The sequence below is a fragment of the Pseudorhodoplanes sinuspersici genome (genome assembly GCF_002119765.1).
GTDB classification, from domain to species: domain Bacteria; phylum Pseudomonadota; class Alphaproteobacteria; order Rhizobiales; family Xanthobacteraceae; genus Pseudorhodoplanes; species Pseudorhodoplanes sinuspersici.
Genome location: NZ_CP021112.1, coordinates 4,971,538 through 4,987,935, shown reverse-complemented (window position 1 = coordinate 4,987,935; position 16,398 = coordinate 4,971,538). Strand labels below are relative to the sequence as shown.

At 60.0% G+C, this 16,398-nt stretch carries 15 protein-coding genes; 11 read left to right on the top strand and 4 right to left on the bottom strand.

Features of this window, described 5'->3' with window-relative positions:
- Positions 1-16 precede the first annotated feature (16 nt).
- The 5 genes from CAK95_RS24245 (at position 17) to CAK95_RS24225 (ending at position 4,816) form a co-directional block, all read left to right on the top strand.
- A complete protein-coding gene (locus tag CAK95_RS24245) occupies positions 17-1,735 on the top strand; it encodes an ArnT family glycosyltransferase (RefSeq protein ID WP_086091634.1) in 1,719 nt (572 codons plus the stop codon).
- 123 nt (positions 1,736-1,858) lie between these two features.
- A complete protein-coding gene (locus CAK95_RS24240) occupies positions 1,859-2,761 on the top strand; it encodes a phosphatase PAP2 family protein (RefSeq protein ID WP_157699725.1) in 903 nt (300 codons plus the stop codon).
- Complete coding sequence (locus tag CAK95_RS24235) at positions 2,758-3,573, top strand: glycosyltransferase family 2 protein (protein ID WP_245303509.1); 816 nt, start codon at positions 2,758-2,760, stop codon at positions 3,571-3,573. The genes CAK95_RS24240 and CAK95_RS24235 overlap by 4 nt, the downstream gene beginning before the upstream one ends.
- Complete coding sequence (locus tag CAK95_RS24230; protein ID WP_086090246.1) at positions 3,515-3,850, top strand: lipid-A-disaccharide synthase N-terminal domain-containing protein; 336 nt, start codon at positions 3,515-3,517, stop codon at positions 3,848-3,850. Before CAK95_RS24235 ends, CAK95_RS24230 begins: the two co-directional genes overlap by 59 nt.
- Positions 3,851-3,988: 138 nt before the next feature.
- A complete protein-coding gene (locus CAK95_RS24225) occupies positions 3,989-4,816 on the top strand; it encodes a phosphatase PAP2 family protein (protein WP_086090245.1) in 828 nt (275 codons plus the stop codon).
- On the opposite strand, the gene metC is transcribed toward CAK95_RS24225, so the two are convergent.
- A complete protein-coding gene (gene metC, locus CAK95_RS24220) occupies positions 4,813-5,994 on the bottom strand; it encodes a cystathionine beta-lyase (RefSeq protein ID WP_086090244.1) in 1,182 nt (393 codons plus the stop codon). The two genes, CAK95_RS24225 and metC, sit on opposite strands and share 4 nt — an antisense overlap.
- A 244-nt stretch (positions 5,995-6,238) precedes the next feature.
- Between metC and CAK95_RS24215 the strand changes: the two genes are divergently transcribed.
- From CAK95_RS24215 to CAK95_RS24200, 4 genes are read left to right on the top strand one after another with little or no spacing between them, the layout of a single operon-like run.
- On the top strand, positions 6,239-7,255 hold the full coding sequence (locus tag CAK95_RS24215) for an amino acid ABC transporter substrate-binding protein (protein WP_086090243.1): 1,017 nt from the start codon (positions 6,239-6,241) through the stop codon (positions 7,253-7,255).
- A gap of 15 nt (positions 7,256-7,270) precedes the next feature.
- Positions 7,271-8,455 (top strand): amino acid ABC transporter permease, encoded by a 1,185-nt coding sequence (locus tag CAK95_RS24210; RefSeq protein ID WP_086090242.1) that lies wholly within the window; start codon positions 7,271-7,273, stop codon positions 8,453-8,455.
- 1 nt (position 8,456) lies between these two features.
- Complete coding sequence (locus CAK95_RS24205) at positions 8,457-9,608, top strand: amino acid ABC transporter permease (protein WP_086090241.1); 1,152 nt, start codon at positions 8,457-8,459, stop codon at positions 9,606-9,608.
- A complete protein-coding gene (locus CAK95_RS24200; protein ID WP_086090240.1) occupies positions 9,605-10,387 on the top strand; it encodes an amino acid ABC transporter ATP-binding protein in 783 nt (260 codons plus the stop codon). Before CAK95_RS24205 ends, CAK95_RS24200 begins: the two co-directional genes overlap by 4 nt.
- Before the next feature lie 188 nt (positions 10,388-10,575).
- Here the strand turns inward: CAK95_RS24200 and CAK95_RS24195 are convergent, their stop codons facing one another.
- The 3 genes from CAK95_RS24195 to CAK95_RS24185 form a co-directional block, all read right to left on the bottom strand.
- Entirely contained in the window at positions 10,576-11,613 is a 1,038-nt protein-coding gene (locus CAK95_RS24195; RefSeq protein WP_086090239.1) for an MBL fold metallo-hydrolase, read from the bottom strand.
- A gap of 144 nt (positions 11,614-11,757) precedes the next feature.
- Positions 11,758-12,615: a 3-mercaptopyruvate sulfurtransferase gene (gene sseA / locus CAK95_RS24190; protein WP_086090238.1), complete on the bottom strand. Its 858-nt coding sequence runs from the start codon at positions 12,613-12,615 to the stop codon at positions 11,758-11,760.
- A gap of 6 nt (positions 12,616-12,621) precedes the next feature.
- A complete protein-coding gene (locus CAK95_RS24185; RefSeq protein WP_086090237.1) occupies positions 12,622-13,662 on the bottom strand; it encodes a cysteine synthase A in 1,041 nt (346 codons plus the stop codon).
- 270 nt (positions 13,663-13,932) lie between these two features.
- On the opposite strand from CAK95_RS24185, the gene CAK95_RS24180 reads away from it, so the two are divergent.
- Positions 13,933-15,171 carry a GGDEF domain-containing protein gene (locus CAK95_RS24180; protein WP_086090236.1) on the top strand — a complete coding sequence of 413 codons (1,239 nt, stop codon included), beginning with the start codon at positions 13,933-13,935 and terminating at the stop codon, positions 15,169-15,171.
- A 241-nt stretch (positions 15,172-15,412) separates the two neighbouring features.
- The gene (locus tag CAK95_RS24175; RefSeq protein WP_086090235.1) at positions 15,413-16,390 is read left to right on the top strand and encodes a TAXI family TRAP transporter solute-binding subunit; all 978 of its coding nucleotides are present in this window, start codon (positions 15,413-15,415) and stop codon (positions 16,388-16,390) included.
- Positions 16,391-16,398: the final 8 nt, after the last annotated feature.

The window sequence follows — 16,398 nt, the reverse complement described above, 5'->3', positions numbered from 1 at the left end:
TGAAAGCGGTTGGGGCATGAGCGACTTCGTAAGCGGTAGACCAGGCGAAGCCTGGCGGCGGGGACTTTCGGGGATTCTGGATTACGCGGCCGAGAGCAACCGGCGTGCGATCTGGATTCTGCTTGCGTTCGCGCTGATCGCCTTCTTGCCGGGCTATTCGAAAGTCCCGCCGATCGATCGCGACGAAGCCCGTTTCGCGCAGGCGACCAAGCAGATGGTCGCCTCCGGTGAATATGTCGATATCCGTTTCCAGAACGAGGTGCGCTACCAAAAGCCGGTCGGCATCTACTGGCTGCAGGCGGCCGCTCTGAAGATTGCGGATGCAGTCACCACCCGCGATATGCAGACCCGCATTTATGTCTATCGCATTCCCTCGCTCATTGGAGCGGTTGGGGCGGTCATCGCGACATTCTGGATTGCGCTGGCTTTCGCCAACCGGCGCGTCGCTATCCTCGCCGCCGTGATGATGGCGTCATCGATCCTGCTCGGGGTCGAAGCTCGTCTCGCCAAGACTGATGCGATGCTGCTGCTGACGGTGCTGCTGTGTATCGGCGTGCTGGCGCACACCTATCTGGAGCCGCCGGCCGAGCGGGAGAAGAGCGCCGGTCTAATATGGCCGATCGTGTTCTGGGCAGCGTTGGCTGCCGGCGTGCTGTTGAAGGGACCGCTGATCCTGCTCTTCATCGGTTTGCCGGTCGTAACGCTGGCGATTATCGATCGTTCGGCTGGGTGGTTGACGAGGCTGCGGCCGTTGATCGGCCTTCCGATCTTCCTTCTTCTGGTGCTGCCTTGGTTCATCGCCATCATTGGCCGATCCGGCGGGACATTCTTGTCGGATTCTGTAGGGCGCGATTTGTTGGCCAAAGTGGTCAGCGGTCAGGAATCGCATGGCGCGCCGCCCGGCTATTACGTCGTTCTGTTCTTCATCACCTTCTGGCCGGCGTCGATCCTGGCCGGCATGGCAACGCCGTGGGTGTGGCGCGAGAAGTGGGAGACGCCGGTCAAGTTCTTGCTGGCCTGGCTGGTACCGGCCTGGATTGTGTTTGAACTCGTCATCACCAAGCTGCCGCATTACGTGTTGCCGCTTTATCCAGCGATCGCGATCCTGCTTGCCATGGCGATCGATCAGCAGGCCCTGTCACGTCAGAAATGGATGGAATACGGCACCTTCTGGTGGTTCGCGATTCCGGTCCTTTTCTTTGTTGGGTCGCTGGTGCTGCTGCTGCGCTATGAGGGCTATCCCGGTTGGCCGGCCTGGCCGTTCCTTGGCGCAGCAATGGTGTTCGGCTTTCGTGCGTGGTGGCTTTATTTCGTCGACGGGCCGGAGCGCTCGATGCTGCGCGCGGCCGTGACCTCCGTGCTGCTTGCGATCGCGGTCTATTGGTCGGTGCTGCCGTCGCTGGCCATGTTGTTCCCCAGTGTCGCAATCGCACAAGCCGTGCGCACGGCGGAATGTTCCGATCCCAAGGTTGCCGCCGCAGGCTATCGGGAGCCTAGTCTCGTCTTCCTTGCCGGCACGGATACTCTGCTGACCGGCGCTGCTGGGGCCGCCGATTTCCTGCAAGATCACAAATGCCGCTTTGCCGTGATTGAATCCTCGCTGGATCGCACCTTCGCACGACGGGCCGAGGCGATCGGACTTCGCTATACCAAGGTGTCGCAATTCAAAGGCTATAATCTCGGTAGTGGCGGCCGCATCACTCTGACGATCTACAAGTCGTTGGGGAATTTGTGACGTCCAGATGACGCATTTCGAAAAACGCGTCAGACGTTTCGGCGCCATGCTTTAGGGCGGTGGAGACCGTCACGTCCCTGTCACTCAACAATGCTGTTCCAGTTATTCTGATTGGAGCACAGCGTGTATCAGGGCAAGGCCATTCTGACTTCGTTGCTTGCAGCGGCCCTGCAGAAGCCACGGCGCGCATTCGAATATGGCTGCGTTTGGCCGACACGGACGACGTTGCTGACCTCGCTGATAGCTTTCATCGTTTGCATCGTCGCGGTGAAATTCTCCTTTGATGCCTGGAGCGTCAGCGAGGCGCGCCACTTGCCGCGCTGGCTGGTGAATCTTTCCGGACAGATCAGTTGGTACGGGAAATCCGGCTGGCTGCTGTGGCCGATTGCCGGGCTTCTGCTTGTTTGCCTCCTCGCAGGCGCGCGGACGGTGAGCCGTTTCGACCGGCTCACGCTGTCTGCAGTCTCAATGCGACTGACATTTTTGTTGGTTGCGGTCGCGTTGCCAGGCCTGCTGGCCGCTATTCTCAAGCCGCTGATCGGTCGTGCGCGACCCTTTGCGCTGGGACAGGACGACGTTTTTCTCTATGTGCCGTTTGCCTACTTCCGCGAATTGCTGTTCGGCACGATGGCGTATCCCGAATATGTCTATGGCAGCATGCCGTCCGGGCATGCGACCAATGCCTTTGCGATCGCGATTGCATTCGGTGCATTGTGGCCACGGCTGCGGCCGCTGCTCTGGACCTTTGCCGTGGCCATTGCGACAACGCGCCTGATCATCGTCGTGCATCATCCGACCGACGTCCTGGTCGGCGCTGCCATCGGCACGCTCGGAGCGCTCGCGATCCGCAATTATTTCGCCGCCCGCCGGTGGGTCTTTGCTGTCGATGCGACAGGGCATGTTTACGCAAAACCCGGTCCGCAGTTGCGCGATTTCGCCGGTGTTTTGATGCGCCTCTGGAGGCGGCCCGCGACCAAGTCAACCGTTTCCGGCTTTCCCGAAGCAGACGCGAGGGCACGATCGTGACCCGGCTTCGTCTGGCAACGGTTGAGAACGACCTCGATATTTCAGTGGTCGTGCCGGTACACAACGAGGCCGATAATCTTGCCGAACTGACTGCCGAAATCGTGTCGGCTCTGCGCGGGAAAAGCGCATTCGAAATCGTCTATGTCGATGATGCTTCGACAGATGCGACGCAGGCTGAGCTCGACCGGCTTGGCAATCTCTATCCGGAATTGCGGCCAATCGCGCACGACATCAAAAGCGGCCAATCGATCGCGGTGGTGAGCGGCGTTCGCGCGGCGCGCGGCACGATCATCGTGACGCTCGACGGTGATGGGCAGAACGATCCGCGCTTTATCCTTGAGATGGCGCAGGCTCTCGCAGATGGCATGCCGCGGCTTGGTCTTGTCGCCGGACGGCGGCTCGGCCGCAAGGCGACGCTGTTCAAGAAGATACAGTCACGGATCGCCAATGGTGTGCGCGCGGCAATCCTTCGCGATGGTACGACGGATACGGGATGCGGGCTGAAGGCTTTCCCGCGCGCGCTGTTCCTGATGTTGCCGGTGTTCGACAGCCTGCATCGCTTCCTGCCGGCGCTGGTGCGCCGCGAAGGCTACGAGATCGCCCATGTCGACGTCATCGATCGCGATCGCCGTCATGGCGTGTCGAAATATGGGATGTGGAATCGCCTGTGGGTCGGGCTTCTCGATCTTGCCGGCGTCTGGTGGCTGATCCGCCGGCGCAAGGCGATTCCAACAATACGGGAGCTGAAAGGCGATGCTGGTCGATCTGTCGCGTGCGATCGGGACCTACCTGCAGGACGTGTTCGTCAATAATCTTGACTGGTGGGTGCTGCTCGGATTCATGGCGCAGTTTTTCTTCACTGCGCGTTTCGTGGTGCAATGGATCGCCTCGGAACGGGCAGGGCGCAGCGTCATACCCGTTGCATTCTGGTTCTTTTCAATCGGCGGCGGCGCGCTGCTGCTGATCTATGCATTGTACAGAAAGGATCCGGTCTTCATCGCCGGTCAGGCGCTCGGGCTGTTCGTGTATTTGCGCAATCTCTATCTGATCCTGCGCGAGACAAAACGCGAGCCGGCGAGCGCGATCTGAGGCATGTCCTGTGATTGTCGCACAATGACTTTCCACAACATGGAAATTTTTTTCTATTTTCGCGTTCCTGCAGCATAAGCGTCATGTCCGTTTCACGCGCTATTCCTAGCGTCCCAACGAAAGTTTGGGGGGCGGTGAATGGCGGGGGCTGGGTTGTGGCTTACATTAATTGTTGGTGTGATTGCCGGACTTGTTTTTGCAGTTGATCCCTCACTCGATCTGCGGATTTCGGCGGCGTTCTATGGCCCTGATGCTCAAGCTTTGAGCGGCTTGGAAAGCATCGCCGTCAACGCGTTGCGCATTTTCAATCTTGCGCTGGTCATCATCATCTTGGGATTGGCCGGTTCTGCGCTGATCATCCGGATGTCATCCAGTACGGCGCCGATGCTTGTGCCCGCGCGCGCGGCGTGTCTCCTGGTTCTCGTCTATTTCGCCGGCCCGGCCCTTATGGCCAATGCGATCTTCAAGGAGCATTGGTCGCGGCCGCGGCCCGGCCACGTGGTTGAATTCGGCGGCAAGCACGCGTTTAAGCCGTGGTGGGATCCGCGCGGCAACTGCTCACAAAATTGCTCGTTCGTGTCGGGGGAGGCGTCGTCTGCTTTCGCAGTCCTGGCGCTTGCGGCGATCGCACCGATCGGGTGGCGTTTCAGGGCGATCGGTGCTGCGTTGGCTTATGGCATACTGGTCGGCGCCATTCGCGTGATGGTCGGTGGCCATTTCACATCGGATGTCATCTTCGCCGGTGTCTTCACCGCGCTCGTGGTATGGGCGGCCCATGGACTGATCTATCGCTGGCCGACGCGGGTCGATGAGCAGGAAGCGAGTAGGCGGATTGATGTCTTCGCCGCGCGATTGCGTGCGCGGATCGTCTCCCCGATCTATGGCGTGCTCGCGCGTCGGCTGGGTGCGCGAAGCCGAACGCCGGCACGCCAACGCACTGTGCAGTTCGACAGCCAGCCGTCTTAAGCTTTCATGGCGGCAAAACCGCGCTCAAGATCGGCAATCAGATCGCCGGTGTCTTCAAGCCCGATATGAAAGCGCAGGCACGGTCCACCCGGTGCCCATTTCGTCGCCGTGCGATACCCGGCGCAGTCGAACAGGATGACGAGGCTTTCATAGCCGCCCCAGGAAAAGCCCATGCCGAACAGGCTGAGTGCATCGCAGAAGGCATGGACAGCCTTTTCGGCGGTCGGTTTCAGGACGATACTGAACAAACCGGACGCGCCGGTGAAATCCCGTTTCCAGATCGCATGGCCGGGATGTGACGGCAGCGCCGGATGCAGCACCCGCAAGACCTCCGGGCGCTGTTCGAACCACTGAGCAATCTCGAGTGCGGACTTCTGGTGCCGTTCGAGTCGTACGCTGAGCGTGCGAAGTCCCCGGAGGGCGAGATAGATGTCGTCCGGGCCGACACACAGGCCGAAGGTCGTGACGGTGTCTTTCAGTTTCGGCAGGGCTTTTTCATTCGCCGATATCGTACCGAACATGATGTCGGAATGACCGCCGATATATTTGGTGCCGGCCTGGATCGACAGATCAACGCCATGTTCGAACGCGCGAAAGAACAGCGGCGTCGCCCAGGTATTGTCCATCAGCACCAGCGCGCCCCGGTCGTGCGCCGCGCGTGCGATGGCCGGAATATCCTGCATCTCGAAGGATTGCGAACCCGGCGCCTCGACGAAGACGGCGCGGGTATTGGGCCGGAACAGGGACGCGATGCCGTCGCCGATCAGTGGATCGTAATAGGTCGTCTCGACGCCGTAGCGTTTGAGAATCGTGTCGGCAAAATTGCGGGTCGGGCGATAGACGCTGTCGGTGATCAGGAGATGGTCGCCGGCCGACAGCACCGAGAGCAGGGCGGTCGACACCGCCGCCGCACCCGACGGCAGTAGCGAGACACCGGCACATCCAGGTCCCTCGATTTCGCGCAGGGCATTTTCCAATGCCTCGGAGGTCGGCGTGCCACGGCGGCCATATTGGTAGCGGGACCGGTGGGCGACGAGATCGGCCGCATTCGGATAAAGCACGGTCGAGGCATGATAGACGGGCGGATTCACAAAGCCGTGAAATTCGGCGGCGCTGCGACCAGCTGTCACAAGGCGGGTTTCCGGTTTCAGACCATCCGGTTCATGCGATTTGCTCATGGATATCCCCAAGTCACAGCCAAGTGCGGCAAGCCTTTGAACGATCTGTGCAATCGATCTTGGACGCCGTCAATTGCAGGCCGCCGAATTGCAGGATAGTAGTGGGTGCATAGGATGTTCCGGTTTTGCGCAGGCGGGCAGGCTTGCGACACGGTCGCCCTATGCCAGGACGTCTTTGGGGGCGTCTTGAAACGAAGAAGACGACGAGCGACACCGGCTGACCAGTTTGGGGACACAACAGATCATGAAGCGCGCCATCCTTTCGCTTGCCCTTGCCACCACCATCGGGCTCGCCGGTTCTGCCGCAGAAGCGCAGACCCTGAAATCGGTTCAGCAGCGTGGCGTTCTGAATTGCGGCGCCAACGGCAATCTGGCCGGCTTCGGCTTGCCGGATGCGCAGGGCAATTGGACCGGTTTCGATGTGGATTATTGTCGCGCCATCGCCGCGGCGATCTTCAACGATCCGACCAAAGTCAAATTCGTACCGCTGACCGCCAAAGATCGTTTCACCGCACTTCAGTCCGGTGAGATCGATGTTCTGATCCGCAACACCACCTGGACGTCGTCGCGCGATACCACCAGCGGCATGAACTTTACCGGCGTCAATTATTATGACGGGCAAGGCTTCCTGGTTCGCAAAGCCCTGAAAGTCAATTCGGCGCTTGAACTCAGCGACGCCGCTGTCTGCGTGCAGCAGGGTACGACGACCGAACTCAATCTCGCCGACTTCTTCCGCACCAACAACATGAAGCTGAAGACGGTCACCTTTGCCACCTCGGACGAGGCGGTGAAGGCCTATGATGCTGGCCGCTGCGACGCCTATACCACGGACGCCTCGGCGCTCTATGGCGAGCGGCTGCGGACCGCGAGCCCGGACGATCATGTCGTGCTGCCGGATATCATCTCAAAAGAGCCGCTCGGGCCGTCCGTGCGCCATGGCGACGATCAATGGTTCGATATCGTGCGCTGGGTCAATTTCATGCTGATCAATGCCGAGGAGCTCGGCGTCAGCAAGGCCAATGTCGATGCGCAGATGAAGTCGGACAATCCGGAAATCCGCCGTCTGCTCGGCGTCGAAGGCAAACAAGGCGAGGCCTTTGGCCTGACCAATGACTTTGCCGTGCGCATGATCAAGGCCGTCGGCAATTACGGCGAGGTGTTCGAGAGGAATCTCGGTCAGGGATCGCCGCTGAAGATCTCCCGCGGCCTCAATGCGCTCTGGACCAAGGGTGGTCTGCAATACGCGCCGCCCGTCCGCTGACGGGCAGCGCCCCTGATGGCTGATGCGCGCGGAACAGCGCGCCCGCAGGTTTCGCCGATCAATGATCCGCGCTGGCGAAGCGCCATCGTCCAGGTGCTGTTGTGCCTGGTGATTGCGTGGCTCGCCTACGGAGCCATCACCAACGCCGCCGATAATCTGGCCCGTGCGCGTATCGCGTCGGGCTTCGACTTCTGGAACTCGACGGCCGGCTTCGACATCAGCCAGACGCTCATTCCTTATACGACGCAATCGACCTATGGCCGCGCCTTCTGGGTTGGCCTTCTGAACACCTTGCTGGTGGCGTCGCTCGGTATCGTATTCGCAACGATCATCGGCTTTGCGATCGGCATTCTGCAATTGTCGAAGAACGTGCTCGTGTCACGCCTTGCGGCGGCCTATGTCGAGATCATCCGCAATCTGCCGCTGCTGCTGCAATTGCTGTTCTGGTACAATGCCGTTCTCAAGGCGCTGCCCAATCTGCGCGAGAGCATCACGATTCCGGGCGGTGCAGTGCTCAACAATCGCGGGCTGTTTCTGCCACGACCGATTTTCGGCGGCGCGATGGATTTCGTTCTGGCGGCATTCGGTCTTGGCGTGATCGGTGCCATCGCCTTTCGACACTGGGCACGCCGTCGTCAGGCTTTGACCGGAGAGCAGTCGCCGGTCTTCATCGTGGCTCTGTCGCTGATTGTCGTGCTGCCGCTTGTGGTATTTGTGGCGGCGGGCATTCCGGTGACGTTCGAACAGCCTGAGATGGGCCGCTTCAACATCAGCGGTGGCATCGAGATCCTGCCGGAATTCGCCGCGCTGCTGTTCGGATTGTCGATCTACACCGCGGCCTTCATTGCCGAAGTGGTGCGGGCCGGCATCCAGGCCGTGTCGCAAGGCCAGACGGAGGCGGCCTTTTCGCTTGGGCTGCGGCCGGGACCGACGCTGCGTTTGATCGTCATACCGCAGGCGATGCGTGTGATCGTGCCGCCGCTCACCAACCAATACCTGAACCTGACCAAGAATTCGTCGCTCGCCGTCGCGATCGGCTACCCCGATCTGGTGCAGGTATTTACCGGCACGGTGCTGAACCAGACCGGGCAGGCGGTCGAGGTGGTGGCGATCACCATGGCGGTGTATCTCACCATCAGTCTGATCACGTCAGGGCTGATGAACCTCTACAATCGGCGCTTCGCCCTGAAGGAGCGCTGAGATGGCTTCGGCGAATTCTTCCTTTGTGCGGACAACGCCGGTGCCGGCCATGGCGCCGCCGGAGCGCGAGCGCGGAATGGTCGGCTGGCTGCGGGACAATTTGCTCTCAAGCCCGATCAATATCGCACTGACGCTGGCATCGCTGTGGCTGCTCTATCTGATCATCCCGTCACTTCTCAATTTTTTGGTCCTTGACGCGACCTGGACCGGCCATGACCGGACCGCTTGCCTGATGACGCCGGAGCGCCCCCATGTCGGCGCCTGCTGGCCATTTGTGTGGGAGCGCATCAACTTCTTCACCTACGGTTTCTATCCGGCCAACGAGCGTTGGCGGGTGAATATCTTCTTCGTCCTGCTGGTCGTTGGCATCGTCTGGCTGCTGAAGCGACGTATGCCCTACAAGAAGTTCGGGGCGATCTATTTCTTTATCCTGCTCCCGATCGTCTCGATCATGCTGCTGCTCGGCTTTCCGCCGCTCGGGCTATCGTATGTCGCAACGTCGCTGTGGGGCGGCATCATGGTTACTGTGGTCGTCTCGGCCGTGGGCATCGTGTTTTCGCTACCGCTCGGGATCATTCTCGCGCTCGGACGCCGCTCGACAATGCCCGTTGTGCGGCTGTTTTCGGTGATCTTCATCGAATTCGTGCGCGGCGTGCCGCTGATCACCGTCCTGTTCATGGCCAGCGTGATGCTGCCGCTGTTTGTGCCGGAAAGCTGGTCGCCGGACAAACTGTTGCGGGCCTTGATCGGCGTGGCGCTGTTCGCCGCCGCCTATATGGCCGAGGTGGTGCGCGCCGGCTTGCAGGGCATTCCGCGCGGGCAATATGAAGGAGCCGAAGCGCTGGGTCTGGGATACTGGAAGATGATGGGGCTGATCATCTTGCCGCAGGCCCTGCGCATCACCATTCCGAATATCGTCAACAGCAATATCGCCTTGTTCAAGGACACGACATTGGTGTTCATCGTCGGCATCTTCGATTTCCTGCGGACCATCGAAGTTGCGCGCATCGATCCGAAATGGGCAACGCCGATCACCAGCACGACCGGCTATGCCTTTGCCGCGATCTTCTATTTTCTGTGCTGCTGGATGATGTCGCGCTATGCCCGCGGCGTCGAGACGCGGCTGGTCACCCGAAACAGGCGTCGCAAATGAACGGCCGGACCGACGACAAGAACGGGATCAGTGGCGGCTTCATAAAGCCGCCGGCGGTCGAGATCGCCGGTATGCACAAGTGGTTTGGCGATTTCCATGTGCTGCGTGACATCAACCTGAAGGTCGAGCGTGGCGAGCGGATCGTGATCTGCGGGCCGTCCGGCTCGGGCAAGTCCACGATGATCCGCTGCATCAACCGGCTGGAGGATTATCAGCGGGGCCGGGTGGTGGTGGATGGGGTATTGCTGACCAATGATCTCAAGCGAATCGATACCGTGCGCCGCGAGGTCGGCATGGTGTTCCAGCACTTCAACCTGTTTCCGCATCTGACCGTGCTGGAAAATCTGACGCTGGCGCCGATCTGGGTGCGCAAGATGCCGAAGAAGGAGGCCGAGGAGATCGCGCGACATTATCTTGCGCGCGTGCGCATTCCCGAACAGGCAGAGAAATATCCGGCGCAATTGTCCGGCGGACAGCAGCAGCGTGTCGCCATCGCGCGCGCCCTGTGCATGAGCCCGAAAATCATGCTGTTCGATGAGCCGACCTCAGCGCTTGATCCGGAAATGGTGAAGGAGGTTCTGGATACGATGGTGGAACTGGCGCAGAGCGGCATGACCATGCTGGTCGTGACGCACGAAATGGGCTTCGCGCGTCAGGTTGCCGACCGCATGGTATTCATGGATGACGGCCAGATCGTCGAGGTCGCGCCGCCGGCGGAATTTTTCGCCCATCCGCGGCATGAGCGCACGAAGCTGTTTCTGAGCCAGATCTTGAATTGAATGTCCGCCGAACGCGGCGCTCGTGGTCCGATTCTAACATTCGGATCCCTTCTTGGCAGGCTCTTTTGCGAACGTTAGAATCAAAGGACCACTAGCAAGTATTGGATTCTAGTGGAGCTTTGGATTTGACATTCGCTTGGCGAGCCCGCGGCTAGGTGGGGAGCGAATGTCAAATCCGCTCCACTAGGCTACGATGCCAAGGGACCGCCGGCCTTCTTCCAGGCGGCGATGCCGCCTTCGATGTGGCGCGCCGCCGCAATTCCGGCATCCTGCGCGGCCTGCACCGCCATGGCTGACCGCTCGCCGAAAGCACAATAGAAAACAATGCGCTTTCCGGTGGCTGCGGCCAGTTCATGCACGAGGCCGCCAGGCGAAATATTCTCCTGCAATTCCGCATAGGGTGCGTGGAGGGAGCCCGGGATGATCCCGTGCTTTTCGCGTTCGCGCTTCTCGCGCAGATCGATCAGCGCCACGTCCGACCGCCCGGCCAGTGCAATCGCGGTGGTCGCATCAATCGACCAGCCGCGCCTTGCGATTTCATCCTGATGCAACCCCACCTGCAGATTGGCCGGAACGGCGACATCCATCATCTTCGGATTCGGCAGCTTGAGGTTGTTCATCAGCGCGACATATTCATTGACCGAATGCACCTGCAGGCGCGGATTGAAGCGCTTCTCCTCGCCGATTGTGGATACCGTTTCGCCCTTGTAGTCGTGCGCGGGATAAACGAGCGTCTCGTCCGGCAGTCGCAGCAACTTCCCGAACAGGGATTCGTACTGCATGCGCGGGTCGCCGTTCTGGAAATCGGTCCGGCCGGTTCCCCGGATCAGCAGCGTATCGCCGGTGAAGACGCGATCGCCCATCACGAACGAATAGGAATCGTCAGTATGGCCGGGGGTGTAGAGTACATCGAGTGCGAGACCTTCGATGCTGAGCTTGTCGCCCTCGGCAAGCCGCATGGAGACTACGTCAGCTTTTGTCTGTTCTCCCATCACGGTGATACAGCGGGTGCGGTCGCGCAGCGCACCCAGCCCAGTGATGTGGTCGGCATGCAGATGCGTGTCGACGGCTTTGACCAGACGAAGATCGAGCTCGCGGACGAGCCGCAGATAGTGATCGACCTTGTCGAGCACAGGATCGATGATCAGCGCTTCGCCGCCCGCCCGGCTCGCGAGCAGGTAGCTATAGGTTCCAGATACGCTGTCGAAGAGCTGCCGGAAAATCATCGGACATCACATTCAAACATCGAAATATCATATCAGATTGCGAGGCCCGGAGCCAGCAAACGGTACCGCGACAAATTCCGTTTCGCGTTGTGCGATGCGAGCGAGAGTCCTCGCACCTAATAGTCGCCGCCCTCAATGCGGCCGTCAGCCCTCGGTTTCGATCGGCAGATCACCGCGTGACGCCCATTCGGTCCATGAGCCGTCATAGAGGGCCTTGGGCTCCTTGCCGATGGCATCGAGTGCAAGCCAGAGGATTGCGGCGCTGACGCCGGAGCCACAGGTCGTGACGACGGGTTTGTTGATGTCGACACCGGCATCACTGAATGCTTGGCTGATACGATCCTGGGAGACGAGGCGGCCGTCCTCAACGATGGATTCCCATGGCAGGTTTAGCGCGCCGGGCATGTGTCCCGATGGCAATCCGGGGCGCGGTTCAGGGGCCGTCCCTGCAAACCGTCCGGCCGAGCGGGCGTCAACGACCTGCGCCGAGCCGGCGAGGGCCTTCCGGACGTCGGCGACGTCGGCGATGGCGCCGTGATTGACGCGCGGCGTGAAATGACGCGGCGTGCGCCGTACTTCGCCGAAATCGATCGGACGGCCTTCCGCTTTCCATTTCGGCATGCCGCCATCGAGAATGAACACATCGCGTGCCCCGAAGACGCGAAACATCCACCACACACGCGGCGCCGAAAACAGGCCAATACCGTCATAGACGACGATCGTCTGCCCATCGCCAATGCCGAGCTGCCGCATGGCCGACGAAAAACCTTCAGGTGTCGGCATCATGTGTGGCAAGTCGCTGGTGCGGTCCTTCACCTCGTCGATATCGAGAAACACCGCGCCGGGGATATGCGCTGTCAGATATTCCTCGCGCGCGTTGCGCTTCATCGTTGAGAGAAAATAGGAACCGTCCACCACGACGATATCGGGCGCGTCGAGATGATCCTGCAGCCACTGGGTTGTGACCAGCCAGTGACTGGCGGGCTTTGCTTGCGAATTCATGGTCCCTCAGACTTTTGCGAATGGCGGCTTGATATCGGTCTTGCGCGTCAGCCAATCGGGGACAGGCAAATTCTTCGAGCGCAGGAATTCCGGATTGAACAGCTTCGATTGATAGCGGTTGCCGTAGTCGGCGAGCACGGTGACGATGGTTGCGCCCTTGCCGAGATCCTTGGCCAGCCTGATGGCGCCGGCGACGTTGATGCCGGATGAACCGCCGAGGCACAGGCCCTCATGTTCGAGAAGATCGAAGATGATCGGCACGGCTTCCTCATCCGGGATAAGGTAGGAATGATCGACCCTGATGTCCTCGATGATCGGTGTGACACGGGCAAGGCCAATGCCTTCGGTGATCGACCCACCTTCCGTCACCGTCGGCTTGCCGTCCTTGAAGAGGTGGTACATGGCAGCACCACGCGGGTCGGCGCAGCCGATTGCAATATTCGTGTTCTGCTCGAGCAGATAAGTTGAGGTGCCTGCGAGCGTACCCCCTGTGCCGACTGAGCAGATGAAGCCGTCGATCTTGCCGCCGGTGTCGCGCCAGATTTCCGGGCCGGTCGACGTATAGTGCGCTTTCCGATTGTCGAGGTTGTTCCACTGGTCGGCGAAGAGGACACCATTCTTCTCGGTCTTGCGCAACTCGTCGGCCAGCCTTCGGCCGACATGCTGGTAATTGTTCGGGTTGGCATAGGGCAGGGCCGGCACCTCGACAAGTTCGGCGCCGCACAGCCGCAGCATGTCCTTCTTTTCCTGGCTCTGCGTCTCGGGGATCACGATCACCGTCCGATAGCCCCGCGCATTGGCGACCAGCGCGAGCCCGATGCCGGTGTTGCCGGCCGTGCTCTCGACTACGAGACCGCCGGGCTGGAGCTCGCCGCGTTTCTCGGCCTCAAGAATCATCTGCCGGCCGGCACGATCCTTGACGGACTGGCCGGGATTCATGAATTCGGCCTTGCCGAGAATGGTGCAGCCGGTGGCGGCGGAGGCCCGCTCGAGCTTGATCAGGGGGGTATTGCCGATCGCGTCGACAATGCCGTCTTTCACGTTCATGCGAGATTCGACCCGGTCTTGACTTTGGCCGGACCCTAACGGGGCAGGAACCGGCCCACAAGCTGCCTGTATGCAGACGTGCCTTCCCATCTGCTCAAAGCAAGGGCCCAATGACCATCGCTTACAATTTTAAGCGTTTTGGACGAAGCGCGGAAACTACATGGCCGCAAGGCAGAATGTCCGCCATGGTATTCACTCAATTTTCGGCTTGTTTTGCTAGGGAATTGCTCATGAACGGCGCTGGGCGCACGTTCTGCCGGTGGCCGCGAAATGAGTTTGGACATCAACACCCTGTTCCTCGTCACGATCTATATCGAGGCGATGTTGGGGCTATTGCTGCTGTTCGCCTGGGTTCAGAACCCGGCGATCGCAGCTGTAGCTTGGTGGGGGGCTGCCCATCTGCTCCTGCCCCTGTCGATCGTCCTGTTTGGCGCCCTTGGGGCGATGCCCGACCTGATCGCCATCGAGTTGTCCAACGCCATTCTGTTCACCGCATTTGCCACAACGTGGAATGGTGCGCGCGTCTTCGACGGCCGCCCGATCTCCTATGTCGGATTGTTCGGCGGAGCAGTCCTTTGGCTTCTGGTTTGCCGGATACCGGTCGTCGCGCAATCGATGGAAATCCGGCTCCTGATCTCCTCGTTCATCGTCACCGGCTATACGTGGGCGACCGCATATGAATTCTGGCGTGGCCGGAACGAACCACTTGTGTCGCGCTGGCCTGCTGTATTCATGTTCTTTACGTATGGCGCATTGTTTCTGCTGCGTACACCGTTGGGATCGGCGTTGCCCTGGATCCGGACGAAGCCTGACGTCGACAATGTGTGGCTGACGGTTCTGTCCTTCGAAGCCCTGCTGTTCACGATTGCCATCGCCTTTATCTTGCTGGCGATGGCGAAGGAGCGTGTCGAGCTTTTGCACAAGCGAGCCGCACTGGTTGATTCACTGACCGGCATTGCGAACCGCCGGGCTTTCCTCGAAGGCGGCGTGACAATGGCGCGACGTCTCGAGGCCAATCCGCGGCCTGTTGCCATCCTTCTCATCGATCTCGATCATTTCAAATCGATCAACGATTCGTTCGGGCATGCCATTGGCGATCGCGTCCTGCAGGTTTTCGCGACCATGGCACGAACCAAGATCTGCAAAGACGACCTGATCGGCCGGTTGGGCGGCGAGGAATTTGCGATTGCGCTATACGATGCTGATGGCGAGAAGGCGATGCAGATCGCCGAGACGATCCGTACCACCTTTGCCGCCAAGGCCGCCGAGGTCGATGGCCATGGCGTCGATGCCACATGCAGCATTGGTGTGTCTGTGAGCGAGGATGGCCTCTTCGACATGTCGGTGATGCTGGGAGAGGCGGATCAGGCCCTTTACACGGCCAAGGAGCGTGGGCGTAACTGTTGCGAATTGGCGCCGCGCGAAATCGTATTGCGGCTCGACAGTTCCACACCTTCTCTACGCATCGACGATACCAAGGCCAATATCGCAGCCAAGTCTGCGGCCTGAACAACCCCCTGTTTGCAGATCAGCAAATTTCGCATCGCAGGCCGCGACATGCCTTGAGGATTTGCGCCCTTTGCGATTGCCTTTCTCGGCACGACAGACCATCATCGTTGCCAACATATTGAAGGGCTTGATGAAAGGCATAACAGCAAGGGTCGGTTGAAGCACATCCATACGAAAAGCGCCGGCACAAGGCGCCGCGACTCAAAAGGCGCAACGACGCAAAACGGTAGGGGAGGTTGACGTGACCAGGCTCAAAGAAGCGTTATCCGATTGCGCCGATGTCCTGCGCAAGGCGATCCTGACGGCCATAATGCTGGTGGGAATGGGCAGTGCGGCGTTGGCGCAGACTTACGGCTTTGCGACATTGCCGCCTGGCACGTTGAACCACACGACCGCTTCTGCCGTGGCAAAGGTGCTGAAGGAGAAGGCCGGCATCAACATGCTGGTCCAGCCGACCGCCGGCGATCAGATCATCGTGCCGATGGTCGCGCGCGGCGAAGTGGAAGTCGGCATCACTAATATCCTCGAACTCGCCAGTTATTATGAAGGCGGCAAGAATCCCGATTTGCGGCTCATCGGTACAGCCCATCCGCTGCGCACGGCCTTCTGGGTCCGCAAGGATGCGCCGATGCAGCGCATCGGCGATCTGAAAGGCAAGAAGGTCACCTTCGGCTATTCCGCCATGCGAACGATCGACACGATATCGCGCGCAATACTGGCGACCAGCGGATTAACCGACAAGGACATATCGCCGGTCATGGTGCCAAATGTCGTGCGCAGCGCCGACGATTTCATGTCGGGTGCGTCCGATATGTTTTTCTTCGCGTTTGGCGGGCCGAAGGTGCGCGAAGCCGATGCGATGGTTGGCGGCATCCGTGTCCTCGAAATCAACGAGGCCGGAATGGCTGCGGCGCGCAAGGTCACACCTTACGGCTATCTGACTGATGTGACGCCAGGTCCCGTGTTCATAGGCGTCAGCAAGCCGATGAAGGTCTATACCTTCGACAATGTGCTGATCACGCATGCAAAGGTGCCGGACGATGTCATCTACAAGATGATCGATGTCCTCGATCAGAACAAATCTGAGCTTGTATCTGTGCAGCCGGTGCTTCGGGAATTCTCGGCCGCCAGTCTCTTCAAGACATACGACATTCCCTACCATCCGGGCGCCTTGAAATACTTCAAGGACAAGGCCATCCAGGCCCGCTCGATCGAGTGATTCAAGGA

Bases quoted from the DNA above. Each gene is read 5' to 3' on its own strand.
- CAK95_RS24245 (WP_086091634.1), top strand. From the start codon at position 17: ATGAGCGACTTCGTAAGCGGTAGACCAGGCGAAGCCTGGCGGCGGGGA.
- CAK95_RS24230 (WP_086090246.1), top strand. From the start codon at position 3,515: ATGCTGGTCGATCTGTCGCGTGCGATCGGGACCTACCTGCAGGACGTG.
- CAK95_RS24225 (WP_086090245.1), top strand. From the start codon at position 3,989: ATGGCGGGGGCTGGGTTGTGGCTTACATTAATTGTTGGTGTGATTGCC.
- metC (WP_086090244.1), bottom strand. From the start codon at position 5,994: ATGAGCAAATCGCATGAACCGGATGGTCTGAAACCGGAAACCCGCCTT.
- CAK95_RS24215 (WP_086090243.1), top strand. From the start codon at position 6,239: ATGAAGCGCGCCATCCTTTCGCTTGCCCTTGCCACCACCATCGGGCTC.
- CAK95_RS24210 (WP_086090242.1), top strand. From the start codon at position 7,271: ATGGCTGATGCGCGCGGAACAGCGCGCCCGCAGGTTTCGCCGATCAAT.
- CAK95_RS24205 (WP_086090241.1), top strand. From the start codon at position 8,457: ATGGCTTCGGCGAATTCTTCCTTTGTGCGGACAACGCCGGTGCCGGCC.
- CAK95_RS24200 (WP_086090240.1), top strand. From the start codon at position 9,605: ATGAACGGCCGGACCGACGACAAGAACGGGATCAGTGGCGGCTTCATA.
- CAK95_RS24195 (WP_086090239.1), bottom strand. From the start codon at position 11,613: ATGATTTTCCGGCAGCTCTTCGACAGCGTATCTGGAACCTATAGCTAC.
- sseA (WP_086090238.1), bottom strand. From the start codon at position 12,615: ATGAATTCGCAAGCAAAGCCCGCCAGTCACTGGCTGGTCACAACCCAG.
- CAK95_RS24185 (WP_086090237.1), bottom strand. From the start codon at position 13,662: ATGAACGTGAAAGACGGCATTGTCGACGCGATCGGCAATACCCCCCTG.
- CAK95_RS24180 (WP_086090236.1), top strand. From the start codon at position 13,933: ATGAGTTTGGACATCAACACCCTGTTCCTCGTCACGATCTATATCGAG.